The sequence below is a fragment of the Sphingobium sp. TomTYG65 genome, assembly GCF_055395525.1.
Genome location: NZ_AP027330.1, coordinates 2,102,741 through 2,124,886, shown reverse-complemented (window position 1 = coordinate 2,124,886; position 22,146 = coordinate 2,102,741). Strand labels below are relative to the sequence as shown.

23 protein-coding genes are annotated in these 22,146 nt (G+C 62.0%); 13 read left to right on the top strand and 10 right to left on the bottom strand.

Annotation, left to right across the window (positions count from 1 at the left end):
• Positions 1 to 55: 55 nt before the first annotated feature.
• On the top strand, positions 56 to 865 hold the full coding sequence (locus tag ACZ5Y5_RS10435) for a DODA-type extradiol aromatic ring-opening family dioxygenase (protein WP_464808567.1): 810 nt from the start codon (positions 56 to 58) through the stop codon (positions 863 to 865).
• 5 nt (positions 866 to 870) lie between these two features.
• Here the strand turns inward: ACZ5Y5_RS10435 and ACZ5Y5_RS10430 are convergent, their stop codons facing one another.
• Genes ACZ5Y5_RS10430 through ACZ5Y5_RS10420 form a run of 3 tightly spaced genes read right to left on the bottom strand, consistent with a single transcriptional unit; the run spans position 871 to position 3,128 of the window.
• Positions 871 to 1,407 carry a (2Fe-2S)-binding protein gene (locus ACZ5Y5_RS10430; RefSeq protein WP_464808566.1) on the bottom strand — a complete coding sequence of 179 codons (537 nt, stop codon included), beginning with the start codon at positions 1,405 to 1,407 and terminating at the stop codon, positions 871 to 873.
• Complete coding sequence (locus ACZ5Y5_RS10425; RefSeq protein WP_464808565.1) at positions 1,404 to 1,880, bottom strand: DUF2721 domain-containing protein; 477 nt, start codon at positions 1,878 to 1,880, stop codon at positions 1,404 to 1,406. The genes ACZ5Y5_RS10430 and ACZ5Y5_RS10425 overlap by 4 nt, the downstream gene beginning before the upstream one ends.
• Before the next feature lie 39 nt (positions 1,881 to 1,919).
• Positions 1,920 to 3,128 carry an LL-diaminopimelate aminotransferase gene (locus ACZ5Y5_RS10420; protein ID WP_464808564.1) on the bottom strand — a complete coding sequence of 403 codons (1,209 nt, stop codon included), beginning with the start codon at positions 3,126 to 3,128 and terminating at the stop codon, positions 1,920 to 1,922.
• 140 nt (positions 3,129 to 3,268) lie between these two features.
• Between ACZ5Y5_RS10420 and ACZ5Y5_RS10415 the strand changes: the two genes are divergently transcribed.
• The 5 genes from ACZ5Y5_RS10415 (at position 3,269) to ACZ5Y5_RS10395 (ending at position 8,856) form a co-directional block, all read left to right on the top strand.
• On the top strand, positions 3,269 to 5,011 hold the full coding sequence (locus ACZ5Y5_RS10415) for a PHA/PHB synthase family protein (protein ID WP_464810520.1): 1,743 nt from the start codon (positions 3,269 to 3,271) through the stop codon (positions 5,009 to 5,011).
• A gap of 142 nt (positions 5,012 to 5,153) precedes the next feature.
• The gene (locus ACZ5Y5_RS10410; protein WP_464808563.1) at positions 5,154 to 6,005 is read left to right on the top strand and encodes a phasin family protein; all 852 of its coding nucleotides are present in this window, start codon (positions 5,154 to 5,156) and stop codon (positions 6,003 to 6,005) included.
• A gap of 112 nt (positions 6,006 to 6,117) precedes the next feature.
• Positions 6,118 to 6,525 (top strand): ATP-dependent Clp protease adapter ClpS, encoded by a 408-nt coding sequence (gene clpS / locus ACZ5Y5_RS10405; protein WP_464810519.1) that lies wholly within the window; start codon positions 6,118 to 6,120, stop codon positions 6,523 to 6,525.
• A gap of 75 nt (positions 6,526 to 6,600) precedes the next feature.
• Positions 6,601 to 8,382: a sensor domain-containing diguanylate cyclase gene (locus tag ACZ5Y5_RS10400; RefSeq protein WP_464808562.1), complete on the top strand. Its 1,782-nt coding sequence runs from the start codon at positions 6,601 to 6,603 to the stop codon at positions 8,380 to 8,382.
• A 96-nt stretch (positions 8,383 to 8,478) separates the two neighbouring features.
• On the top strand, positions 8,479 to 8,856 hold the full coding sequence (locus ACZ5Y5_RS10395) for a MerC domain-containing protein (RefSeq protein WP_464808561.1): 378 nt from the start codon (positions 8,479 to 8,481) through the stop codon (positions 8,854 to 8,856).
• Between the two features lie 68 nt (positions 8,857 to 8,924).
• Here the strand turns inward: ACZ5Y5_RS10395 and glpX are convergent, their stop codons facing one another.
• Positions 8,925 to 9,908, bottom strand: a complete 984-nt coding sequence (gene glpX / locus ACZ5Y5_RS10390) for a class II fructose-bisphosphatase (protein WP_464808560.1) — start codon at positions 9,906 to 9,908, stop codon at positions 8,925 to 8,927.
• A 153-nt stretch (positions 9,909 to 10,061) separates the two neighbouring features.
• Here glpX and ACZ5Y5_RS10385 point away from each other — a divergent pair, with 153 nt between their 5' ends.
• A complete protein-coding gene (locus tag ACZ5Y5_RS10385) occupies positions 10,062 to 10,373 on the top strand; it encodes a hypothetical protein (RefSeq protein ID WP_464808559.1) in 312 nt (103 codons plus the stop codon).
• Positions 10,374 to 10,411: 38 nt separating this feature from the next.
• On the opposite strand, the gene ACZ5Y5_RS10380 is transcribed toward ACZ5Y5_RS10385, so the two are convergent.
• On the bottom strand, positions 10,412 to 11,716 hold the full coding sequence (locus tag ACZ5Y5_RS10380) for a homoserine dehydrogenase (RefSeq protein ID WP_464808558.1): 1,305 nt from the start codon (positions 11,714 to 11,716) through the stop codon (positions 10,412 to 10,414).
• Positions 11,717 to 11,812: 96 nt separating this feature from the next.
• On the bottom strand, positions 11,813 to 12,670 hold the full coding sequence (locus ACZ5Y5_RS10375; protein WP_464808557.1) for a hypothetical protein: 858 nt from the start codon (positions 12,668 to 12,670) through the stop codon (positions 11,813 to 11,815).
• Between the two features lie 250 nt (positions 12,671 to 12,920).
• On the opposite strand from ACZ5Y5_RS10375, the gene ACZ5Y5_RS10370 reads away from it, so the two are divergent.
• The 5 genes from ACZ5Y5_RS10370 to ACZ5Y5_RS10350 all read left to right on the top strand — a co-directional run bounded on the left by ACZ5Y5_RS10370 (position 12,921) and on the right by ACZ5Y5_RS10350 (position 15,967).
• On the top strand, positions 12,921 to 13,580 hold the full coding sequence (locus ACZ5Y5_RS10370) for an energy transducer TonB (protein ID WP_464808556.1): 660 nt from the start codon (positions 12,921 to 12,923) through the stop codon (positions 13,578 to 13,580).
• Between the two features lie 72 nt (positions 13,581 to 13,652).
• The gene (locus ACZ5Y5_RS10365) at positions 13,653 to 14,411 is read left to right on the top strand and encodes a MotA/TolQ/ExbB proton channel family protein (RefSeq protein ID WP_464808555.1); all 759 of its coding nucleotides are present in this window, start codon (positions 13,653 to 13,655) and stop codon (positions 14,409 to 14,411) included.
• 116 nt (positions 14,412 to 14,527) lie between these two features.
• The gene (locus ACZ5Y5_RS10360; protein ID WP_464808554.1) at positions 14,528 to 15,016 is read left to right on the top strand and encodes an ExbD/TolR family protein; all 489 of its coding nucleotides are present in this window, start codon (positions 14,528 to 14,530) and stop codon (positions 15,014 to 15,016) included.
• 21 nt (positions 15,017 to 15,037) lie between these two features.
• Positions 15,038 to 15,460, top strand: coding sequence for an ExbD/TolR family protein (locus tag ACZ5Y5_RS10355; RefSeq protein ID WP_464808553.1), 423 nt, complete (start codon positions 15,038 to 15,040; stop codon positions 15,458 to 15,460).
• A 192-nt stretch (positions 15,461 to 15,652) separates the two neighbouring features.
• On the top strand, positions 15,653 to 15,967 hold the full coding sequence (locus tag ACZ5Y5_RS10350; RefSeq protein ID WP_464808552.1) for a PilZ domain-containing protein: 315 nt from the start codon (positions 15,653 to 15,655) through the stop codon (positions 15,965 to 15,967).
• Between the two features lie 110 nt (positions 15,968 to 16,077).
• Here ACZ5Y5_RS10350 and ACZ5Y5_RS10345 read toward each other — a convergent pair whose 3' ends face one another.
• Complete coding sequence (locus ACZ5Y5_RS10345; protein WP_464808551.1) at positions 16,078 to 17,865, bottom strand: ABC transporter transmembrane domain-containing protein; 1,788 nt, start codon at positions 17,863 to 17,865, stop codon at positions 16,078 to 16,080.
• Positions 17,866 to 17,923: 58 nt separating this feature from the next.
• Complete coding sequence (locus ACZ5Y5_RS10340) at positions 17,924 to 19,210, bottom strand: class I SAM-dependent methyltransferase (RefSeq protein ID WP_464808550.1); 1,287 nt, start codon at positions 19,208 to 19,210, stop codon at positions 17,924 to 17,926.
• 290 nt (positions 19,211 to 19,500) lie between these two features.
• On the opposite strand from ACZ5Y5_RS10340, the gene dgcA reads away from it, so the two are divergent.
• Positions 19,501 to 20,478 (top strand): N-acetyl-D-Glu racemase DgcA, encoded by a 978-nt coding sequence (dgcA, locus tag ACZ5Y5_RS10335; protein ID WP_464808549.1) that lies wholly within the window; start codon positions 19,501 to 19,503, stop codon positions 20,476 to 20,478.
• On the opposite strand, the gene ACZ5Y5_RS10330 is transcribed toward dgcA, so the two are convergent.
• Together ACZ5Y5_RS10330 and ACZ5Y5_RS10325 are read right to left on the bottom strand one after the other, a co-directional pair.
• A complete protein-coding gene (locus ACZ5Y5_RS10330) occupies positions 20,472 to 20,870 on the bottom strand; it encodes a hypothetical protein (RefSeq protein ID WP_464808548.1) in 399 nt (132 codons plus the stop codon). The two genes, dgcA and ACZ5Y5_RS10330, sit on opposite strands and share 7 nt — an antisense overlap.
• Positions 20,871 to 20,959: 89 nt before the next feature.
• The gene (locus tag ACZ5Y5_RS10325; protein ID WP_464808547.1) at positions 20,960 to 22,132 is read right to left on the bottom strand and encodes a mechanosensitive ion channel family protein; all 1,173 of its coding nucleotides are present in this window, start codon (positions 22,130 to 22,132) and stop codon (positions 20,960 to 20,962) included.
• Between the last annotated feature and the right edge of the window lie 14 nt (positions 22,133 to 22,146).

Genomic DNA, 22,146 nt, shown 5'->3' with positions numbered 1-22,146 from the left:
GATCGTTTCATCCCGCAAGCTTGCAACATGCGGATCGCCGTCCGATGTTCCGTGCATGAAACAGCCCAGCATCTATATCCCTCACGGGGGCGGTCCTTGCTTCTTCATGGACCCCTCCGACCCAGACCGCCCCAGCAGCGATCCCATGTGGCATCCGATGCAGGATTATCTTGCACAGTTGATGGAGCGCTTGCCCGAGCGGCCTCGTGCGATGCTGATTGTGTCCGGCCATTGGGAAGAGCCGGTCTTCACCGTTCACAAGGGCGACCAGCCTTCGTTGCTGTTCGACTATTATGGTTTCCCGCCCCACACGTACCAGTTGCGCTGGGATGCGCCGGGATCGACGGCCGTCGCGGGCCGCGTGGCCGAGTTGCTGAGCCAAGCTGGCTTTCCGGTCGCCGAGGAAAGCGACCGGGGATGGGATCATGGCGTCTTCATCCCGATGAAGGTCGCACGGCCACAAGCGGATATCCCGGTGGTCCAGCTATCGTTGCGCCAGGACCTAGACCCGGCCGCTCATGTCGCGGTGGGCCGGGCGCTAGAGTCGCTGCGTGATGAGGGGGTGGTGATCATCGGGTCGGGCATGAGCTTCCACAATATGCGCGTGCGCGATTCGGAAGCGCGGACTCCCTCCCTCCTATGGGACGATGCGTTGACAGAGGCCGTGACCGAAGCCGATCCAGATCGCCGAGCCGTCCTTGTGTCAGCTTGGGAATCGCTTCCCGAGGCGCGGTTCGCACATCCGCGGGAGGAGCATCTGCTGCCGCTGATGGTGGCGCTGGGGGCTGGCGGTAACGATGCCGCAACCTTGGATCACCATAGTCACGTACGCGGCTGGCCTATATCGGCCTATCGCTTCGGTTGAGGGCTTCAGGGGCGGCGAAGCGCAGGCACGGCGCGGGCAGCATCTTCGGGCGTTACGCCAGGGGGCGGCGCCGCTTCGACCTGCTCCTCGCCTCGCATGACCTTCCCCGCACGCTTTATGGCGCCCCGCAGCCGGGGGTAGATGCCGCAGCGGCAGATATTGGTGATGGCGGCATCAATCTCGTCATCGCTGGGATCAGCGTTGCGCTTGAGCAGTACCGACGCGGCCATGATCATGCCGGGGATGCAATAGCCGCATTGTGACACATTGTCGGCGGCGAACACCTGCTGCAGCGGATGGCCTCGATCAGGTGAAAGCCCCTCGATGGTCGTGACGAAGCGGCCCTCGGTCTCGCGGATCGTGACTTGGCACGACCGCACGGCCTGGCCGTCAATATCCACTGTGCAGGCGCCGCAATCGCCCGTTCCGCAGCCATATTTGGTCCCGGTGAGGTTCGAGGCATCACGCAGCGCCCATAGCAGCGGAGTGTCAGGGTCCATCCTATATTGGACGGGCCGATCGTTCACCGTGAACTTGGTCATGCCGCATCATCCCCTTCCGCCTGATGATAGAGGACTTCGTTGCGGATATGGATGGTGCGGGAGGCGAGACGGATTTCCTGGATGAAGGTGCCGAACGCGCCCGCCTGAAGCAGCATCGCAAGGCTGAACAGGATGGCGACCGGGGTGCCGAGATGCGCACCAAACAGATTGCCCGCGAACAGCAGGATAACGACGAGGCAGACGGCGCAGGCCGAGGCCACCGAAAGGAAGATCGCCGCATTGACGACGCTCATCCGCCGGTCGAGCACACGGATTTCGCCCACCATGCGGTCATGCTCCTTGCCGCGTGAGGCAAGTATCCTTTCCTCCAGCCGCCTGGCCCGATCGATGATGCGGGCAAGGCGGCCGACGCAGACATTAAGGAAAGCGCCGATGCCTGCGAGCAGGAACACCGGCGCAAGCGCAAGCTGAATGGTCTGCGCGACTTGCGACACCTGGGGCAGGGGGATCATCGGGAAGAGGGTCTCGCCTGCAGCCCAGCTATCCTTTCGTCAGGCAGCGCCCTTGGCGGGCGTGTTGATGCCCATGGACTTGAGATATTGTTTGATGTTGCGCGCTGCCTGCCGAAGCCGCTGCTCATTTTCGACCATGGCGATGCGCACATAGCCTTCGCCATCCTCGCCATAGCCGACGCCTGCGGCCACCGCGACCTTGGCATGGGTGAGCAACTGCTTGGAAAATTCCAGACTCCCCATGTCCTTGAGCGCGGGTGGCAGAGGGGCCCATGCGAACATGGACGCCTTTGGCGCGGGAATCTCCCAACCGGCACGGCCGAACGCCTCGACCATCACGTCACGGCGCTTGTGATAGAGTTCGCGATTCTTCTGGACGATATCCTGCGGCCCGTTGAGCGCCGCGCACGCAGCTGCCTGGATAGGCGTGAAGGCGCCATAATCGAGATAGGACTTCACCCGCTTCAGCGCTGCGATCAGCTGGCGGTTACCCACCGCGAAGCCGATGCGCCATCCGGCCATCGAATAGGTCTTGCTGAGTGAGGTGAATTCGACAGCCACATCCTTTGCTCCCGGCACCTGCAGGATCGAAGGCGTCGGATTGCCGTCATAATAAAGCTCGGAATAGGCGAGGTCGGAGAGGACCCACACCTTGTTTTCCTTCGCCCAGGCGACCAACCGCTCATAGAAAGCAAGGTCAACCGTTTCAGCGGTCGGGTTGCTGGGATAGCCGACCACGAGGATCGACGGGCGCGGGACGGTAAAGGCCATCGCCCGTTCGAGCGACTTCCAATAATGTTCGTCCGGCGTGGTCGGAACGGAGCGGATGGTTGCGCCCGCGATGATGAAACCGAACATGTGAATGGGGTAGCTGGGGTTGGGGGCCAGCACGACGTCGCCCGGCGCCGTGATAGCGGTGGCGAGGCTGGCGAGCCCCTCCTTCGACCCCATGGTCACGACGACTTCGGTTTCCGGATCGAGGTCCACACCGAAGCGGCGGCCGTAATAATTGGCCTGGGCGCGGCGCAGACCGGGAATCCCCATCGACTGGGAATAGCCATGGGCGCTTGGCTTTTGCGCTACTTCGCACAGCTTGGCGATCACATGATCAGGCGGCGGCAGGTCGGGATTGCCCATGCCCAAATCGATAATGTCCTCTCCCGCGGCTCGCGCGGCGGCCCGCATCGCATTGACTTCGGCGATGACATAGGGCGGCAGGCGCTTCATGCGGTAGAATTCTTCGGACATTATAGGGCTTTCCTGAAAGGTCTCCATGAGGAATAGTGCTGCGTGCACTTTCGTGCGGCGCGCCTTGGCTATAGCCCGCCAAGCAGGCTCGCGCCAGTGAAAGCGGCGGATACAAGGATGCCAGGAGGAGGAAGGTGGCCATGGAAGCGCAGGACCTCAATGAACCGCATCTGCCGACGCTGGAACAGATGCAGCAATGGACCGAAGTCATGGGCCGCGCGCAGCAATTGCTGCTGGAACAGGCGGCCGGTGCTACGGGGCGAGCGCTCCCCTTCGATCCCGATGCGGTTTCGCGTATCCAGACCAGCTTCGCCAACGAAGGGCTGGCGCTGTGGCAGCGCTTCCTGGATTCAGGCGGTATGTTGCGGGACCAGCCCGAGCCGCCTCCGCCCGGTAGCCCCGCCGCGCGCAAGGACCGTCGTTTTGCTGATCCGGCCTGGTCGAACCACCCCTTCTACGATCTGATCCGCCAAAGCTATCTGCTGCTGTCGGACTATCTGCTCAAGTTGACCGATGCGGTGGATGGTGTGGATCCCAAGCAAAAGGCGAAATTGCGTTTCGCCACTAGCGGGGTGCTGGACGCGGTGGCCCCGAGCAACTTCCCGCTGACCAATCCACAAGTCATGGAAAAGACGCTGCAGAGCGGGGGCGAGAACCTCGTTAAGGGGCTCCAGCACATGCTGGCGGACATGGAAAAGGGGCAACTGACGCAAACAGATGGCGCCGTGTTCGAGATCGGCCGCAACATCGCGACCACTCCGGGCAAGGTCATCAAGGAAACGCCGCTCTATCAGCTGATCCACTATACGCCCACGACTGACAAGGTGCTCGAGACGCCGCTCGTCATCTTTCCGGCTTGGATAAATCGTTTCTACATCCTCGATCTGTCTCCGGAAAAAAGCTTCGTCAAATGGGCGCTGGACCAAGGGATCAGCGTCTTCCTCGTGTCCTGGAAATCGGCCGACGCATCAATGAAGGACCTGCTGTGGGATGACTATATCCTGCGTGGTCAGATCGACGCGATCGACACGGTGCGCGAACTGCTGAATGTGCCAAGCGTTCACACGATCGGTTATTGTGTGGCCGGGACGACTCTGGCCGCCACGTTGGCTTTGCTCGCCGCCCGCGGAGAAGCAGACAAGGTGGCGAGCGCCACCTTCTTCACCGCGCAGGTCGATTTCAGCGAGGCTGGCGACCTTGGGCTGTTCGTTGATGATGACCAGATGAAGCTGGTCGACCAGCTATCGACCAGTGGGTTCCTGGACGGGCGCTATATGGCCGCGACCTTCAACCTGCTGCGCGGACGCGATCTCATCTGGAACTATGTCGTCAACAATTATCTGCTGGGGCAGGATTATCCGCCCTTTGATCTGTTATATTGGAATGGCGACACGACAAACCTGCCCGCGCGGTGGCATAAAAATTATCTGACGCAGCTCTATCGGGATAACCAACTGATTGTTCCAGATGCGCTCAGCGTCGATGGTACGCCGCTTGACCTGCGCAAGGTGAAAACACCGCTTTATGTCCAAGCTGGGCGGGAAGATCATATCGCCCCTCCTGAAAGCGTGTGGAAGGCGACCTCGCATTTCGCCGGTCCGATACGATTCCTTCTTGCGGGGTCCGGGCACATCGCGGGGGTGGTCAATCCACCTTCATCGGGCAAGTATCAATATTGGACCTGCGACGATCTGCCCAAGACCCTGGATGACTTTGTCGCAGGTGCGAAGGAAACCAAGGGCAGCTGGTGGCCGGACTGGGCCGAGTGGATTCGCTCCTTGGGCGATTCGACCGTGCCCGCGAACGAAGGTGCGCGTGTGCCCGGCAAGGGCGCTCTCAAGGCTCTGGAAGATGCCCCAGGACGCTACGTAAAGCAGCGCTGAGAGGCTGATTTTCTTCGCCTTTCCGAATGGCGAAACGCCTTGGCTGTTTCGGGCACATCCTCATTTTGCTGCACTGCACAAAATGCTTGCATAGCCCTCGCGGGATGTGTATTGTGCACTGCAACAACGGAGGATGTTTCCCATGGCAGTGACTCCAAAGCCGGGCCGTCGCAAGCAAGTGGCCAAGAAGCCGTCATCCACGCTTTCGGCGGCTGAGGCGCTGAAGGCCGCGGAAGCGGCGGTTGGCACCAGCGCCAAGGCGGCGCCAGTCCGGAAGCCGGCCGAAGTCAAGAAGGCTGCGCCCAAGCCGACTGCTGCTGCCAAGGCCAGTCCGGCCGCTATCGCCGCCGCGACAACGGCGGTCGATGCAGCGCCCGAACCGGCCGCACCTCCCGCTATCGAGCCTACACCCTCTGCGCCGGCACCGCTGGTCGAAGAGGCCAAGGTCGAACACAAGGAAGTCAAGAGCCTGTCATCCAAGGCCGGGCCGGTAGAGCCCGAATTGCTGCCTGCCACAGAAGGAACCAAGATGATGAACGACGTGATCGAAACCGGAAAGAAATTCGCTGAAGAGACCAAGGCCAAGCTGGAAACGGCCTATGCCGATTTCAACGAGAAGGCGAAGGCCAGCGTTGAAAAGTCCACCAAGGCCATTGAAGAGCTGAGCGATATCGCCAAGGGCAATGTCGAAGCGCTGGTCGAATCCGGCAAGATCGCTGCCAAGGGCATTGAAACCCTGGGCCAGGAAGCCGTTGATTACAGCCGCAAGAGCTTCGAGAAGGCGACCGCCTCGCTCAAGAGCTTCTCGTCGGTCAAGACGCCGACCGAGTTCTTCCAACTGCAGAGCCAGCTCTTCTCCAGCAGCTTCGATGAGCTGACCAAGGAAGCGGCCAAGAGCAGCGAAGCGCTGATCAAGCTCGCTGGCGACGTCGCGCAGCCGCTGACCGCGCGCGTGACTGTCGTTACCGACAAGGTGAAGTCGCTCGCCGTCTGATCGGTTGGCTGACCAGTTTAAGAACTAGCATGACGGCTCCTGCCATAGGGCGGGAGCCGTTATTGTTGGTTACCGTACGGCGTACGATGACTTGCAGTCCGCGCCCCTTGCCATGCAGGCCGGAATCGCCATATTCTCAGCCGACATGAGCAGCATCAGTATAGCGGCATATCCCCTCCAGATGGCGGGCAGGGATCAGGACGATCAGGGCGAGGGCCCCGGCGGCCCCAATGTGGGAATCGCCACGCGCACCCGAGCCCGGACGAAGAAGCCGTCGCTTTACAAGGTGCTGATGCTGAACGACGATTACACGCCGATGGAATTCGTCGTGCATGTCCTGCAGCAGTTTTTCCGCATGGATATGGAAGAAGCGACTCGTGTGATGCTGCATGTGCATCAGCGCGGCGTCGGCGTCTGCGGCATCTTCAGCTATGAAGTCGCGGAGACTAAGGTGAACCAGGTGATGGATTTCGCCCGGCAAAACCAGCATCCGCTCCAATGCACGCTGGAAAAAGCTTGAAGCTACGAAGGCGGGCCGATCGGTAGCGCGTAAGGTTATCATATATTAACGATAACCGGCTAGCCCAGCTGGGTAATGTCTGTCGCGCTTCGCTCTCCCTCTTCCCCCTTCACGCCAGTAATCGCTGGCGTCGCCTATTTCCTGATGGCGTCGCTGGCGCTGCTTTGTTCGCGTTTTGAAGGTGGATTGGCGTTCATCTGGGCAGCCAACGCGCTCCTGATGGCAGAGTTGCAAACATCGGAGACCCGCCATTGGCCCCCGGTGATTGTGGCCTGCGGCATCGCCAGCATGGTATCGACGACGCTGTTCGGCATGGGGCCGGCGGCTGCACTGCCCATGGCGATCGTCAACATAGCAGAATCGCTGATCGTCGCCATTCTGTGCCGCCGTTTCATACCGGTGCACCTTGCGGACGGTTCGAAGCGCTCGCTGCTCGTTTTCATTCTCGCGCTTTGCCTGCCCGCGAACATGATCACAGGCCTCGGCGCCGCGCTGGTTGCTTCCACATTGACGCCCGTGACATTCAGCGCGTCCTGGCTGCAATGGTATAGCGGTCATGTGCTGGGTGGCCTCACCTGCACCCCCATCCTCACCATGCTGCTCCAAGGGCAGGTCAGCCGGTGGATCGGAGAAACCAGCAGGAGCAAGAAGCTGGAGGCGGTCGGCCTGCTCCTGCTCTTCGCCCTCGTCAGCATTCAAGTCTTTTTCCTGGCGCGATATCCGATGCTATTCCTTTTGCTGTTGCCGCTTGTGGTGATCTCCTTCCGAGTGGGATCGCTGGGCGCGGCGGCGTCAGTCGTGCTGCTCGCGATCATCGGTGGAACGGCGACGGTGACCGGCCATGGGCCGCTCAACATGGTTTCGGGCAGCATCGGAGAGCGCACACAGTTGTTCCAGATGTTTCTGGCATTCAGCTTCGTCTTTTCCATGCCCCTCGCCGCCGAACTTAATGGCAGGCGCAGGCTGTTTCAGATGCTGCAAGCCAGCGAAGCGCGATACCGAGCGATCGCTGAACATAGTGGCGATGTGGTGCTGAACGTCAGTGTCGACGGGGTCATAGAATATGCCTCGCCATCTGCTGCCGAGCATATTGGCTGTGAACCCGGCGTGCTGGTTGGCCGGAGGGCTGAGATCCTGGTTGATCCGGAAGACCGTCCCGAGGTGATCCGTGCTCACCGTCGTGCTCTGGCCCAACCTGGCGACGTGCAGACGGTCGAGTTCCGCCCATCTCTTTCGGCCGATGGTGCCGACTGGTGCGAGATGGTGACGCGTGCGATGCTTGACGAGCAGGGGTTGCCGATCGGCGTCGTCAGCACCGTCAGGGACATGTCGCGGCACAAGGCGCGGCAGCGCGCGCTGCAACGCGTGGCGGCAGTGGATACTCTGACCGGCGCCGACAGCCGTTGGGCCTTTCTGGAGAAGCTGGAACAGGAAATTCAACGGGTCGCACGTGGCTCGCGGGCTTGCTTGCTGCTCATCGATATCGACCACTTCAAGTCGGTGAATGATCGTTTCGGGCATGGGGTTGGAGACAAGGTGCTGTCCGGCTTTGTCGAGCGGCTGCGCCCCGGCCTACGCGGCGGTGACAGCATCGGTCGATTGGGCGGGGAGGAGTTCGCGATCCTGCTCACGGGCACCGATATCCAGCGTGCCAGCATGGTTTGCGAACGGTTGCGCAACATGGTTTCGGCGCAACGCATCAGCGCGGACGGTGCTGAGACCATCGCTGTGACGTTCAGCGCCGGATTGGTCGAGCTGGACGGAAAGGCCGGCAGGTCCGAACTGCTGGAAGCTGCAGACAAGGCGCTCTACCGCGCGAAGCATAGCGGCCGGAATTGCCTGCGCCTGGCGGCTTAAGGGGCTAGGGGCCGACGGATGCCCTGCCAAATCACGGCAAAATATGTCGGATGATATGTTGTAACTTCATCTGCTTCGGCCTATGTAGCGATCACCATGCCGATCAGCATCCGCTCCAGCCTTTTGAATGGCCGCATTGATCGCCTCGCGATCGCGCTGTCGGGCATGTGCGTGGCTCATTGTCTGGCTACGGCAGTCCTGTTGGGCGTGTTGGCTTCGGCGGGCGGCATCTTCGAAAACCCGCTATTCCATGAAGTGGGGCTTGTAGTCGCCATATTGCTCGGGGCGGTGGCGCTTGGTCATGGGGCGATTGAGCATGGCTTCATGATGCCAGCTGCGATCGGGTCGTTGGGACTAGGGATCATGGCGGGCGCCATGACGCTGGACCATGGATGGCAGGAAAGCGCCTATACATTGCTGGGCGTGGCCACCCTTGCGCTGGGCCACGACCTTAATCATCGCGCCGGACGTTGAGCGGGGCGGATAAGCAGAAATAAGAAAGGGGGCCGGAGCCCCCTTTTTCATATCAGTCCGCGGACCTGTCAGACATGCTTGCGGTCCAGATGATGTTCGCCCTTCACCCAGCGAACCGTTCCGGTGCTGGCGCGCATGACGACGCTGTCCGTGGTGAGCTTGCTGCCAGGCAAACGCTTTACGCCGCCCAACAATGACCCGTCGGTGACGCCAGTCGCTGCAAAGATGCAGTCACCCTTCGCCAGTTCCTTCAGGTCATAGACCTTGTCGAGATCGGTGATTCCCCATTTGAAGGCGCGCGCGCGTTCATCATCGTTGCGGAACAGAAGCTTGCCCTTGAACTGGCCGCCGACACAACGCAGCGCGGCGCAGGCCAGAACGCCCTCCGGTGCACCGCCCGACCCCATATACATGTCGATGTTGGTTTCCGGGTTGGTGGTCGCGATCACACCTGCGACGTCGCCATCCGGAATCAGCATGATGCCGCATCCGATCGCACGCAGTTCGGCGATCAGCTTTTCATGGCGCGGGCGGTCAAGAACGCAGACGATGATTTCGTGCGGATCGACGCCCTTCGCCTTAGCGACCGCTTCCACATTCTCCCGAACCGGCTTGTTGAGATCGATAATGCCTTCGGGATAGCCGGGGCCGACCGCCAGCTTTTCCATATAGACATCCGGCGCGTTGAGCAGGCCGCCTTCTTCGGAGATGGCAAGGACTGCAAGCGCATTGGGGCCGGCCTTAGCGGTGATCGTTGTACCTTCAAGCGGGTCCAGCGCGATGTCGATCTTTGGGCCGGAGCCGATCGCGTTACCGACCTTTTCACCGATATAGAGCATCGGCGCTTCGTCGCGCTCGCCCTCGCCGATCACGACAGTCCCGTCCATGTAGAGGTCGTTGAAAGCAAGGCGCATCGCTTCGACGGCGGCAGCGTCTGCGGCCTTTTCATCACCGCGCCCGATCAGCTTGGAGGCGGCGATGGCGGCCGCTTCGGTGACACGCACCATCTCGAGTACCAAGACACGATCGAGAATCGAGCTAGCCTGCACCATGATAATCCCTCTGCTGTCTCTTTGTGCTCAGGGCGATAGGAGGTCATTCCCGCATTGTCGAGCCATCCAGCGGACTTCCAATGCTTTTCACGGCGCGGATGCAACGGAAGGCCGTCTGTAGCGTTCGAGGGGCTGACAAACTTAAAGGTCGTGATGATGATCGCCGCGCTGCTCGCTGCCAGCCTTGCCCATTCCGCGCCCTTGCCAGCCAAGATTCCCGTCACTTCCACCGCGCCATGCCAAGCTGTACCCGCGCTTTGCCTGGGCAGCCGGCAGGGTGGCGGCCGCATATTCATCGATGGTGCCGTTCAGGGCCCCGACAACAAGATGAGCGCTTACCGCTTCGACGCGCGGCCTTGCCGGGTGATCGGCAATATGGGCTGTCCAAAGCAGGCGCGGCTGCGGCTATTTCGCTTGGGCGAGCCGTTGCGTGAAACGCTGATGCGTAGCTTCGTCCCGCGGTGAAAAAGACATGCCGCCTCTCACTGAGGCTGCAAGTTCTTCTAGTCGAGAATGTGCATCACCATCGGCGTCTGCAGCAGACTGTCCGATCCGGCGAGCCGTTCCAGCGTATTGAGGACGCAGCGTTCTTCGCCCGCATGCGTGACGATCGCCATCAGTACCCCGTCGTCCTGGCTAGCGCCCCGCTGGATCATGCTTTCGATTGATACTCCAGCATCACGAGTGGCGGCGGCGATTTCCGCCAGCACGCCCGGGCGGTCTTGCACCTTGAAGCGGAGATAGGCGCGTCCGACGCGCGCTCCGGCATCGGCTGCGGGTTGTTGCGCCAGCGCTGCCACCGGCATCGCGAACGCATCGCCATATTCATCGCGGGCGACATCGATCAGATCGGCGACCACTGCAGAGGCCGTGGGCCCGTCGCCAGCGCCCCTGCCCTGGAAGAAGAGGCGGCCGACGAAATTGCCCTCTGCCACGACGGCATTGAGTGAGCCGTCCACATGCGCAAGCGGATGATCTAAGGGGACGAGCATCGGGTGGACACGCTGGAACAGTCCTCCGGGCCCATTTTCCGCCATGCCGACGAGACGGATGCGATAGCCGAGCGCCGCTGCTTCCGCTATGTCGGCGGCGATGACGTGGCGGATACCGGTGACCGCAACATTGTCAAAATCCAGTTCCGTTCCAAAGGCGAGGCTCGCAAGGATGGTCAGCTTGTGCGCTGCGTCCACGCCGTCAATGTCGAAGCTCGGATCTGCTTCGGCATAACCCAGTTCCTGTGCTTCCTTCAGCACATCGTCAAAGCCGCGCCCTTCCTTCTCCATAGTGGTCAGGATGTAATTGCAGGTGCCGTTCAGGATGCCGTAAACGCGGCTGATCTCGTTCGCGGCGGCGCCTTCGCGCATGCCCTTAATGACTGGGATGCCGCCCGCCACGGCGGCTTCATATTTAAGCGCGATGCCTGCCTTTTCCGCCAAAGCCGCAAGGTCGAGGCCGTGATGAGCCAGCATCGCCTTATTGGCGGTGACAAAGGGCTTGCCCGCCGACAGGCATTGGCGCGCTAGCGTCAGAGCCGGGCCGTCAGCGCCGCCGATCAGCTCCACCACCACATCGATATCCTCCCGCCCCGGCAGGGTCGTCATGTCATCGACCCATTCATAAGGTGAGAGGTCAACGCCGCGGTCCTTGTTCCGGTCACGCGCAGAGATGGCGACGATCTGGATGGGGCAGCCAGCCCGGCGGGCAATTAGATCGGCATTGGTCTGCAACAGCCGGATCACGCCGCCGCCCACCGTGCCGAGGCCGACAAGCGCGACGCGCAGCGGGGCGTGGCGGTGCAGATTGGTCATGGTCGTTGCAGTCCTCACGGGTGGCATAAAGCCGCGCTGATAGCCGCCAATGCGCCGCTGTCCAAGGAAAAGGACAAAGCCCCGGCGTGTGACCGATCAGAGCGCGGTTCGTGTGCGACCACAATTGCCGAGTGATTGAGTGACCAGCGCATAATCCGCGCGGGCTGCCTCCGCATCAGCAGGGGGGAGCGCGCGGACCGACCGCTCTGGCAGCGCGGGCGGCAGGCTGCAGGCGAGGCGATACCACAAAAGGGTACCTGGTGCGGGCGGCCGTGCTGCTTCATCGACAATTTCGCCTAGAGCGACTGCCCACCTGGGTTCCTGTCCCGGGCGGCGCAGGATGGAAAGCGACACCGGCTCTCCATTGGCCGTGCGCAGGAATATCTGCGTCTCGCTTTCTCCCGCCACCGTGCCGGCCACGTGGAAAGCGTCGCCCAATTGAATGATGCGCGGCGGCGCGCGCTCAGCCACCAAGTCGGAGAGAATGGCTTTCACCTTCTCTACCGTTGCCGGCGCTGCGGGAATTTGTGCATCGCGCGCCACGAGTTGGATCTCTCCGGGGCGGGATGCCCGTCGAGCAAAGAGAATCACATGCGCCTTCTTTAGCTTGGGCAGCTTTCCGCGAGCGTTGAGGGGCGCATCGTAGATATAGCGAACCCGGGGGCTGATTCCGCCCTCACCGCGAATCAGGTTTGTAACTTCAGCCTCAATATAGAGCCTTTTCTGACCCACAGGCACGTTTTGGGCCTGCTCGGCAGGTAGTGCAATAATGCTGCGGATGCGTGCGGCAGCGACCAACGGCGCGGCGTCTGCAAGGTCGACCAAGTCGGCGTACGACAGGGTGGCGGTTTCGGCCGCTTGGTTCGTCTGAGCCGCTGAAACCTGCGGATATGCGGCTAAAATGAGGCATGCTGCGGCCATATTTTTTAATGTCATGGAGGATTTGCTTTTCATGTTCGTCCTGCGCAGAGTCATCCGTGACATTGATGTCACAGGCAAGTCATTCCGGTGTAAAATGTTAATTGCAAATGATCGTATCGATAAAGCGTTTGCGTGCCACGATGCGCCGCGATAGGAGTTCGCACGGTAGCAAATGGACGGATAGGGGCCAAAGGTGACCGGGGAGGACCCGGCCAGCTGGGGCCGTTTTTGGCTTATTTGCCGGATAACAATGGTAAGCTGAGTTAAGGAGTGTCGTTGCCGAATGGCCTATGCTGACCACTCGCAAGGATCGAGTCGCACGATCTCGATTATCATCGTCGCCCTGATTCACGCTGTTCTGGGTTATGCCTTCGTCACCGGTCTTGGCATGAAATATGTCAAAAAGGCGGCGGAACAGCTGAACGTGATCGACGTGAAGGAGGAACCGCCGCCGCCGGACGAGGAGCCGCCGCCGCCGCCGCCAGACCAGCCGGTCGAGCCGCCGCCAGTCGTCGCGCCCCCGCCCATCGTTCAGACGCCGGCTCCGGCGCCGCCAATCCAGACGGTTCGTACGCCGCCGCCGGTTTTCAATCCGGTTCCGGTTGCCGCGCCGCCGCCCCCGGCTCCGCCGCCGCCGCCTGCTGTCCCAGCTTCGCGCGCAGCTCCGCGCAGTTCGCCGGGAAGCTGGCTTAGCGACGCGGACTATCCGAGCCGCGCGCAGCGTGAGGAACGTTCGGGTACTGCCGGATTCAGGTTGGAAATCGGTCCCGATGGCCGTGTCACCAACTGCACCATCACCTCTTCGACCGGTCATGCCGATCTCGATGAGGCAACCTGCCGCCTCCTGCCGAAGCGCGCGAGGTTCAAGCCGGCGACGGCTGCAGGGGGTGGGCCCATGTCCGACACGTACAACGGCCGTATCACCTGGCGACTACCTGAATAATCTTATCGGGAAGGCTGGCGCTGCCGCCGCCTTCCCCTTTTTATTGATCCTTTTGAGAGGGAAGTCTTGAAAATGTTGATGTATCTCGCAGCCGCGGCCGCGCCCAAGTCGGAGAACCCGTACGGCCTGATGGAAGCCCTGCAGCAGGGCGGTACCATCGCCTGGACCGTGTTCATCATCCTTTGCGCTATGTCGGTCGGCACCTTCTACATCCTGTTCACCAAGCTCATCGAACAGCAGAAGGTGATCAATCAGGGCAAGAAGGTCCGTGCGACCTTCTGGCGTTCGGCCTCGCTGAAGGAAGGTTCGGCGAAGCTGGAAAAGAACTCGGCCTACAAGCAGCTGGTCGATGACGGCATCAAGGCGCAGGACGAGCACACCAAGCTGACCGATCCTGTCGAAGCTCATGACTGGCTGCACGGCTCGCTCGCCCGTTCGGAAGCCGCGATCAACTCGAAGCTGGGCGGTGGCCTGGCGTTTCTCGCGACCGTCGGTTCGACTTCGCCGTTCATCGGTCTGTTCGGTACGGTTATCGGCATCTACCGCGCGCTCATCAAGATCGGCGCCGCCGGTCAGGCGTCGATCGACGCCGTCGCCGGCCCGGTCGGTGAAGCTCTGATCATGACCGCGCTGGGTCTGGCCGTGGCCGTTCCTGCGGTGCTTGCCTACAACTTCCTGCAGCGCCGCAACAAGTCGATCGCCGAGCAGCTGAACGGCTTCACCGTCGATCTGCTGGCCCACCTGGTGTCGAACGGCGCTGTGAAGCCTTCGTTCGCCACTGCCCCGGCTGCTGCTGCCGCCAAGCCGGCCGCAGCTCCGACCAAGGCCTGATTGGGTCAAGGAGCCGGTGCGGGAACCGGCGGGCGGCTGCGACCGCCAGGGTTCCCCACCGGCCATGGGCCCCGCGCTGACGGGGCGCCATCGACACGGATGTTAGGAAATTATCAATGGCAATGAGTGTTGGCTCCGACGGCGGTGATGACAAGCCGATGTCCGACATCAACACGACGCCGCTCGTCGACGTCATGCTGGTGTTGCTCATCATCTTCCTCATCGCGGTCCCGGTCGTCGTCCAGACGGTTCAGCTGCAGCTTCCCAAGGTCGCGTTCGAGCCGACGACCACGAAACCGGAAAATGTCTCGCTGTCGATCACGCAGGCCGGCGACGGCAGCTGTGCGGTTTACTGGAATCTGACGCGAGTGTCCTCCGACGAGCTGCTCGACCGTGCGGTCGCGAAGCTTGAGGCGGACATCAAGAAGGCGGGCGGTGTTGAAAATCTGACGCCTGAGGATCTGCCTGAAGTGCATATCCGCGGCGATATCAATACGCCGTACCGTTGCATCGGCGGCACCATCTACACGATGCAGCGCGCTGGTTTCCCGAAGGTCGGCTTCATTTCCGAACCCGAGCCGGGTTCGCATACGCAGCGGCTGTAAGAAAGTTCTAGGAGTATCGCCATGGCAATGAGTGCCGGAAGAGACGATGGCGAACCGATGGTGGAAATGAACACGACGCCGTTGATCGACGTCATGCTCGTTCTCCTCATCATGTTCATCATCACCATCCCGATCCAAACCCACGCGGTGAAGATCGATCTGCCGCAGAACGCGCCGCCGACCGACAGCGTCATCGACCCTGTCAAGAACAAGGTCGCAATCGACGCCGGCGGCATCATCACCTGGAACGGTTCGGCCATCGACCTGCTGACTCTGCGTCAGTATCTGCAGCAGTCGCTGCGGCTGCCGGTTGAACCCGAACTGCAGTTCCAGCCTAATGCTGCGACCCGCTATGTGGTCGTTGACGAGGTTCTGGCGGAGATCAAGCGTGCCGGCGTCACGAAGCTAGGCTTCGTAGGCAACGAGCAATATGGTAAGTTCTAAAGGCTGACTACGCCGCCGCAGTCTGGCCGGGAATGTTCGACTTCCCGCTTCCGGGCGCGGGCAGGGGTGACGCAATCAGCTTTTGGTACTGAAGATGGGGTCGCTACGGCGGCCCCTTTTTTTGACCTGAGTCCTTCAATGCTTCCTTAACGTTGATTGGCGATAGTGGATCGCGAGGGACGCATGTGAATCATGGGCGCTGAACTACAGATCGACATGAGCAGGAATAGCAGCCGATTGGCTGAGCGCCGCCATGTGCAAGTGCCCGTTAAGGTTCGCAGACCAAGCCAGAACTGGTTCAAGAGTCAGGTTGCGGATCTATCCATCACCGGGTTCCGCCTGCAAAGCTTCATGAAGCTGGCGGCAGGCGATACCCTTTGGATCATGCTGCCCGGCTTTGAGGGCCGCCGCGCCCATGTGCTCTGGACTCGGGGGCATGAGGCGGGTTGTCATTTTGAACGCCCTCTACATCCTGCCATCTTGGATCATATTGTCCGGATCAGTTAGAAGGCCTAAGTCCGAAGCGAATTCGAAGCGACATCTCCCTCAGTCGGACCGCTTCTGCCGTTCAGCAATCAGCCGTTTTCACGGCGAGGCCAATACCCCCGCGACCGACTTCAAGCTGCGGGAGTTTCTTGGAACTGGAGGTTGGCCAGCCGAGCGTAAAGGCCCTTCTCGGCCATGAGCGACGCGTGATCGCCTTGTTCAACGACCCGACCCTTATCCAGCACGATGATGCGATCGGCGGCACGGACCGTTGCCAGGCGATGCGCGATCACGACCGTGGTGCGGCCTTTCATCAGCCGCGCGAGCGCATCCTGTACTAGCCGCTCCGACTCCGCGTCGAGGGCGGACGTGGCTTCGTCCAGGAGGAGGATGGGGGCGTTACGTAACAGCGCGCGCGCAATCGAGAGGCGCTGGCGTTGACCGCCGGAGAGGCGGGCGCCGCCTTCGCCGAGATAGGTGTCGAGGCCCTGCGGGAGCGCGCGTAGAAAGGCTTCTGCGTTGGCGGCGCGCGCAGCTTCCCAGATCTCTTCGTCACTTGCGTCCCAGCGCCCGAAACGCAGATTGTCGCGGGCTGAAGCGGCGAAGTTCACACTGTCCTGAGGGACCATGGCCATCATGGCGCGCACGGCGCTCGGGTCCGCTTCAGGCAGCGGCACGCCATTCAGTCGAACCATTCCCGAATCAGGATCGTAAAATCGGAGAGCGAGCTGGATCAGCGTGGATTTGCCAGCGCCGGAAGGGCCTACGATCGCGATGGTCTCACCGGGCTGGATATCTATCGTGACGCCATGGAGCGCGGCTTCGTCAGGGCGGGTAGGGTAGCTGAAATGCACCTGATCAAATTGCAGATGCGCACCTTGAGGAAGCTGGGGCAGAGGCTTGGCGTCAGTAGGCGCGACAATCTCAGGCTGAGCCTTCATCAGTTCATGCAATCGGCTCGCCGCGCCAGCGCCGCGGAGCAGGTCGCCCCAGGTTTCCGAAAGCGCGCCGAAGGCTCCGGCCACCAAGCCGCCGGTAAGGACGAAGGCAGCGATGCTGCCGCCCGACAGGTTACCCGCCTTCACGTCGAGCGCGCCTTGCCACATCACGGCGACGACCGAGCCGAACACCAGAGCGATGACGACCGCTGTCATGGCCGCGCGGAGGCGGATGCGTTGCCGCGCCGTGGCGAAGCCTTCTTCGACGGTGGCGTCGAAGCGCGCGCATTCCCGACCCTCTTGCCCGAAAGCCTGAACGATCTTCATCGCTCCGAGCACTTCGGCCGTCACGCTGCCCACAGCGGCTAGACGATCCTGACTGGCACGCGAGAGCTTGCGGACGCGCCGGCCCAAGCTGATCATCACCAGCAGAATGAGGGGGATGCCCAGCACCAGCAGCCCCGCTAGTTTCGGCGCAAGCGCGAACAGGTAGATAAGGCCGCCGAAGCCGGTGACGAGATTGCGGAGCGCCACCGACACGGTGGAGCCGACGATCTGGTCGATGATGGCGGTGTCCGCCGTCATTCGGGAGGCGATTTCGGAAGGCCGGTTTTCCTCGAAGAAGCGCGGTTCGAGCCGCAGAAGATTGGCCTGCGTTGCCGATCGGATATCAGCCACGACACGCTCGCCGAGCCAGGAAACGAAATAAAAGCGGGCCGCTGTCGCCAAGGCCAGGATCAGCACGATCAACAGCAGATATTGGAACCAGCGGCTGATATCGCCGCCGCCCATGAAGCCCCGGTCGATCACCAGACGGAAACCGCTGGGAATGGCGAGTGTCGCCGCCGAGGACACGATGAGCGCTGCCAGAGCAGCGGCGATGCGGCCGGGATAGCGGGTGGCGAAGCGCCACAGCATCGCCAGGCTGCCGAGGGATGAACGCGCGCTACTGCGCGAGACGGGCTTTTCCGCATCTTGCATGCGCGGCCGCTTAGCAGCCCCTTGTGCAAGCCTCAACGAGGATCGAAGGCAGCTGCCGTTAGATGGCCGGTGTGATCTCCGCCGCGAGGGTCATGATGCGGCGCGGCGCGGTGCGGCCAGTGAGGGCATAGGCCATGTCGCCAGCCTCCCAATAGGCGATGACATCGTTTGCGCGGCGGGCGAGCAGGGGCCGCGCTTCGGCGGGCGTTTCCGCTCGATCTGCGAAGAAGGAAAGCTGCTCGCCAGCCGGCGTAATGATCGAAACGGCGATGGCGGGGCTGTCAGGCGTTGGGAAAAGTTGCACATCGGTTACGCGCCAACTGCGAGGCAGGGCGGGAAGGATGATCCCGGTGGAACGACGAATTTCATCGGCGTTGAGTGTCGCGCTTTCAAGCTGCGACGCCATGTTCTGCCGCAGAAGACCCGCACGGTGGGATGCCGCTGCTTCGTCCAGGAACGGACTTGCCTGCGCCGCTTGCGGAAATTCCCCGAGCGCACCTCGCGCGATCCAGCCTGTCGCGAGCAGAGCCGCCATGGCTGCAGCGCGCCGCAGGTGACGCCAGCCGCGGCCGCGTTCATTGTCGTTCGCCACCGGCACGGAGATGTCGCGCCTGCGACCGATCAGTGTACCCTTGGTACCGTCATGCATCAGGCGAAAGTCGATATGCGGCCAGCGCTGGCGCCAGCGATGAGCGACGATGCGCTCGCCGGGACGCGCCGCGTCGTCGAGCAGAACCACGGCATTGGGAGACAGTCGTGCAAAAAGGCTGTCTGCCGCGCCGCGGACGAGCGGATGGACCGACCAGGGCGGCCCGTCGATGATCAGCAGGTCGATGCGTTCGGGCAGCGCGTCGAGCGCATACCAGCGCCCAGGCCAGTCGGCACTTTCCGAAGTGAGCGGGGCATGGCGCAGGTCGGCCTTCAAGCCGTGATCCTCCAACCATGTCCGCGTCGCATCGACAAAGCCCCCATGCTGATCAAAGCTGGTGAGCTGGCCGCCTCCATGCAACGCCAGTGCGCGCGCCGCGACCAATGTGGATGCCCCAGCGCCAAGTTCGACAACCTGCGCTGGCCGCAAACGGGCGATTTCCCGAACGATATGGCGCAGGAAGCCCACATCCGCCTTCCAGCTTCCCAGATGGGGAAGGGCGTCATGCGGCAGTGCGAGTTCATCGAGAAGGGCGCGCTTGTCCGCCTTTCGCCCGCCGGAAAGGCTCGCCAGCAACCAGGGCCAGCTGATCGCGCCGAAGCCAAGGCGCCAGGCCAGGTCGGAGAAGCGGCGCCGCGCTTCATCGCCCTGCTGTTCGGCCAAGGGTAGGAAACCAGTCAGTTCGCGGGAGGTCACGGTGCTCCGATCCTCATATTAGAACAAGATGACGTCGGGTTGATCCGTTCGCTTCGAGCCCCTCGACTGCCTGCCTGCGGCAGCCGCTCAGGATAAACTTCATCCTTGATGAGGATGAAGTCGAGAGCGGAGAGCGCGAGGTTGGCGTTTCTCGACTTCGCTCGAAACGAACGGACGGAGGGGGGTCAATCAACATCGTAGCGCTCCAGAGCATGCGGGACTATGCGGCGGCTCGGGATTTTCGCATAGACGCAAAGTTGTTCCCTCTTTCGTCCGCTCAGGAAACGCTGATGATCCGCATAATTTCCGCGACTGTCGAACGCTGGCCCGTGGCGGGGGCCTTCATCATCAGCCGGGGCGCGAAAACATCGGTCGATGTCGTGCTGTGTACGGTCGGCGATGGCGAGCATGTCGGCCGTGGCGAGGGAACGCCGATATATTATGAAGGCGAAAGCGCCGAATCCTGTGCAGCGGCCATTAGCGCCTATGACGGTCCGCTGGAACGTGAGGCGCTGTTGCAGGCGATGCCACGCGGCGCGGCGCGCAACGCGCTCGACTGCGCACTGTGGGATCTGGAGGCGAAGCGGACAGGCGTGCCCGTTTGGCAATTGGCGGGGCTTCAGCCGCCCGCCCCGCTTGCCACCGCCTTCACCATCAGCCTCAATGATCCTGCGCAGATGGAGGCGGATGCACGGGTTGCGGCGTCCAGGGGCTTCGCCTTGCTGAAGTGCAAGTTGACGGGCGAGGGCGACAGGACACGGATCGCGGCGGTTCGGGAGGGTGCGCCCGACACCCGCCTGATCGTCGACGCCAATGAAAGCTGGCACGACCTTGATATCGCGGCGGAGGCTGCCGCTCTGGCCAAGCTGGGCGTGGAGATGGTCGAGCAGCCGGTCTTGCACGGCCGGGAGGAAAGGCTGGCCGGTGTGAAGGCGGTGGTGCCGCTTTGTGCCGATGAAAGCTGTCACACGCGGGCGGACCTTGACCGGCTAGGCGATTTCGATGCGGTCAATATCAAGCTCGACAAGGCCGGTGGCCTGACGGAGGCGCTGGCACTGGCGAGGGAGGCGCGCGGGCGGGGCTTCCGCGTGATGGTCGGCTGCATGCTTGGCACCTCTCTCGGCATCGCTCCGGCGGCGCTGGTGGCGCAGGGCGCGGACTGGATCGATCTGGACGGTGCCTTGTTGCTGGCCAAGGACCGGGACGGTGGTTTGCCGCTGAAGGACGGGCTGCTCCATCCCGGCACGCTTTGGGGCATGGGTCAGTAGCCCAGCGTCAGGCCCACGGCATAATATTTGGGACCGACATTGCCCTTCACTCGCAGCTTCGGGATGATCGGCATCGCGATGGTGGCATAGGGGCGGCTATTATCGCCGCTGAAGCGGACGCCTGCGCCAATGGTCGCGAAAGCAGGCAGCGAGTAGGTCGCCTCGACCCTGCCATAGAGTTTTGCATCGCCATCGCGCAGATAGACGCCAGCGCCGGGGGTCAGGCTGAAACCCGCCACGTCCATGGCGTAGCCGGCGCCGATTTCAGTGCCCCAATGGCCGTCTGCCCGCCCATAGTTCAGCTCCGCGCCCAATCCTTCGGCCTGTGCGCCAGGGGCGAGGGCAAGGATGCCGAGCACGGATGCGGCGGCAAGCGTCTGGCGTATAATCATGGTCTTCCCCAATCTGAGATTTGCCGCTGCCTGACCGGCCCGTGCGGGTCAGGCAAGCGAGGGGAAGGTGAAGCGAATCGAAAACCCGATCAGGTGAAGCGCTCTATCCGTTCGTCGTCGATATGGACCGGATTGGGATAGGGCATGATAGTGCGCCCATCCGGCGCGGCGGTGAAGCTGGTTTGCGTGGGATAGGCAAATTCGATGCCTTCCGCCTTGAACCGTTTCCAGATGGCGAGGCCGACGCGGTGCCGCGACTGGAAATAGTCGTGATGGTCGGGATCGGGTACGTCGAAATTCAACTCATAATCGAGCGAACTTGCGCCGAAGCGCACCAGTCCGGCATTGACGAACTTATGCCCTTCGGCCTCAACAATGTCCTTCAGCAGGGCAGGGATCGCGTCGGCTTTCTCGTCCGGCGTCTGGTAGATGATGCCGAGGGCAAAGGTAACGCGGCGTTGCTCCAGCGTATGGAGGCTGGTGATTTCCTTCTGCAGCAGGTTGGCGTTGGAAATGACCTTCTTTTCGCCGGTCATGGCGCGCAGGCGCGTGCTTTTGAGCCCTATCTTTTCCACGCGCGCGGTGGTCTGATCATAGGTGATGACCTCACCGCGCCGGAAGGGCTTGTCGAAGATGATCGACAGGGCGGCGAACAGGTCGGAAAATATCCCTTGGGCCGCAAGGCCGATGGCGATGCCGCCGATGCCGAGGCCCGCAACCAGGCCGGTGACGTTCACGCCCAGATTGTCGAGCACCACGACGGCGGCGATCGCGAACAGGCCGAAGGTCACGAGTACGCGGATAAGGCCCATGGCGTTGGCAAGGGTTTCGCCATGTCCTTCGTCGCCGATGGTCTTGCGCTCGATGAGGCCGAGAATGACCTCGCGGGCCCAGATCGCCGCCTGGAACACGGCGGCGATGGTGAAGAGGAAGATGACTGTCTTGAACACCATCTGGGGCGGGTTGGCGTAGCTTACCACCAGACGCGCGGCGGCCAGCGCCATGAAGAAATGGGTTGTCCGGGCAATGGCGCGGCCGATGACATGGGAAAGGCCGAGCGTGTCGCCGGGCCTGCCATTAAGCCTGCTGCCGAACTGGCGAAGGGCTGCGAGCGCCAGATAGATGGCGATGCCAACGCCTACCGCGATCAGAATCTGCAGCGAGTGGATGGAGAACCAGTTCACCGTGGAGTGCCACATTTCCGACAGGTTGGGCGGGCGAACGGTAATTTCGGGAAGGGCAGGGTCTTTCTTCGCAGCCATGAGGATCCTGAAAT

Coding starts and splice junctions, on each gene's coding strand:
- ACZ5Y5_RS10435 (WP_464808567.1), top strand. CDS start 56: ATGAAACAGCCCAGCATCTATATCCCTCACGGGGGCGGTCCTTGCTTC.
- ACZ5Y5_RS10430 (WP_464808566.1), bottom strand. CDS start 1,407: ATGACCAAGTTCACGGTGAACGATCGGCCCGTCCAATATAGGATGGAC.
- ACZ5Y5_RS10425 (WP_464808565.1), bottom strand. CDS start 1,880: ATGATCCCCCTGCCCCAGGTGTCGCAAGTCGCGCAGACCATTCAGCTT.
- ACZ5Y5_RS10420 (WP_464808564.1), bottom strand. CDS start 3,128: ATGTCCGAAGAATTCTACCGCATGAAGCGCCTGCCGCCCTATGTCATC.
- ACZ5Y5_RS10415 (WP_464810520.1), top strand. CDS start 3,269: ATGGAAGCGCAGGACCTCAATGAACCGCATCTGCCGACGCTGGAACAG.
- ACZ5Y5_RS10410 (WP_464808563.1), top strand. CDS start 5,154: ATGGCAGTGACTCCAAAGCCGGGCCGTCGCAAGCAAGTGGCCAAGAAG.
- clpS (WP_464810519.1), top strand. CDS start 6,118: ATGCAGGCCGGAATCGCCATATTCTCAGCCGACATGAGCAGCATCAGT.
- ACZ5Y5_RS10400 (WP_464808562.1), top strand. CDS start 6,601: ATGTCTGTCGCGCTTCGCTCTCCCTCTTCCCCCTTCACGCCAGTAATC.
- ACZ5Y5_RS10395 (WP_464808561.1), top strand. CDS start 8,479: ATGCCGATCAGCATCCGCTCCAGCCTTTTGAATGGCCGCATTGATCGC.
- glpX (WP_464808560.1), bottom strand. CDS start 9,908: ATGGTGCAGGCTAGCTCGATTCTCGATCGTGTCTTGGTACTCGAGATG.
- ACZ5Y5_RS10385 (WP_464808559.1), top strand. CDS start 10,062: ATGATGATCGCCGCGCTGCTCGCTGCCAGCCTTGCCCATTCCGCGCCC.
- ACZ5Y5_RS10380 (WP_464808558.1), bottom strand. CDS start 11,716: ATGACCAATCTGCACCGCCACGCCCCGCTGCGCGTCGCGCTTGTCGGC.
- ACZ5Y5_RS10375 (WP_464808557.1), bottom strand. CDS start 12,670: ATGAAAAGCAAATCCTCCATGACATTAAAAAATATGGCCGCAGCATGC.
- ACZ5Y5_RS10370 (WP_464808556.1), top strand. CDS start 12,921: ATGGCCTATGCTGACCACTCGCAAGGATCGAGTCGCACGATCTCGATT.
- ACZ5Y5_RS10365 (WP_464808555.1), top strand. CDS start 13,653: ATGTTGATGTATCTCGCAGCCGCGGCCGCGCCCAAGTCGGAGAACCCG.
- ACZ5Y5_RS10360 (WP_464808554.1), top strand. CDS start 14,528: ATGGCAATGAGTGTTGGCTCCGACGGCGGTGATGACAAGCCGATGTCC.
- ACZ5Y5_RS10355 (WP_464808553.1), top strand. CDS start 15,038: ATGGCAATGAGTGCCGGAAGAGACGATGGCGAACCGATGGTGGAAATG.
- ACZ5Y5_RS10350 (WP_464808552.1), top strand. CDS start 15,653: ATGGGCGCTGAACTACAGATCGACATGAGCAGGAATAGCAGCCGATTG.
- ACZ5Y5_RS10345 (WP_464808551.1), bottom strand. CDS start 17,865: ATGCAAGATGCGGAAAAGCCCGTCTCGCGCAGTAGCGCGCGTTCATCC.
- dgcA (WP_464808549.1), top strand. CDS start 19,501: ATGATCCGCATAATTTCCGCGACTGTCGAACGCTGGCCCGTGGCGGGG.
- ACZ5Y5_RS10330 (WP_464808548.1), bottom strand. CDS start 20,870: ATGATTATACGCCAGACGCTTGCCGCCGCATCCGTGCTCGGCATCCTT.
- ACZ5Y5_RS10325 (WP_464808547.1), bottom strand. CDS start 22,132: ATGGCTGCGAAGAAAGACCCTGCCCTTCCCGAAATTACCGTTCGCCCG.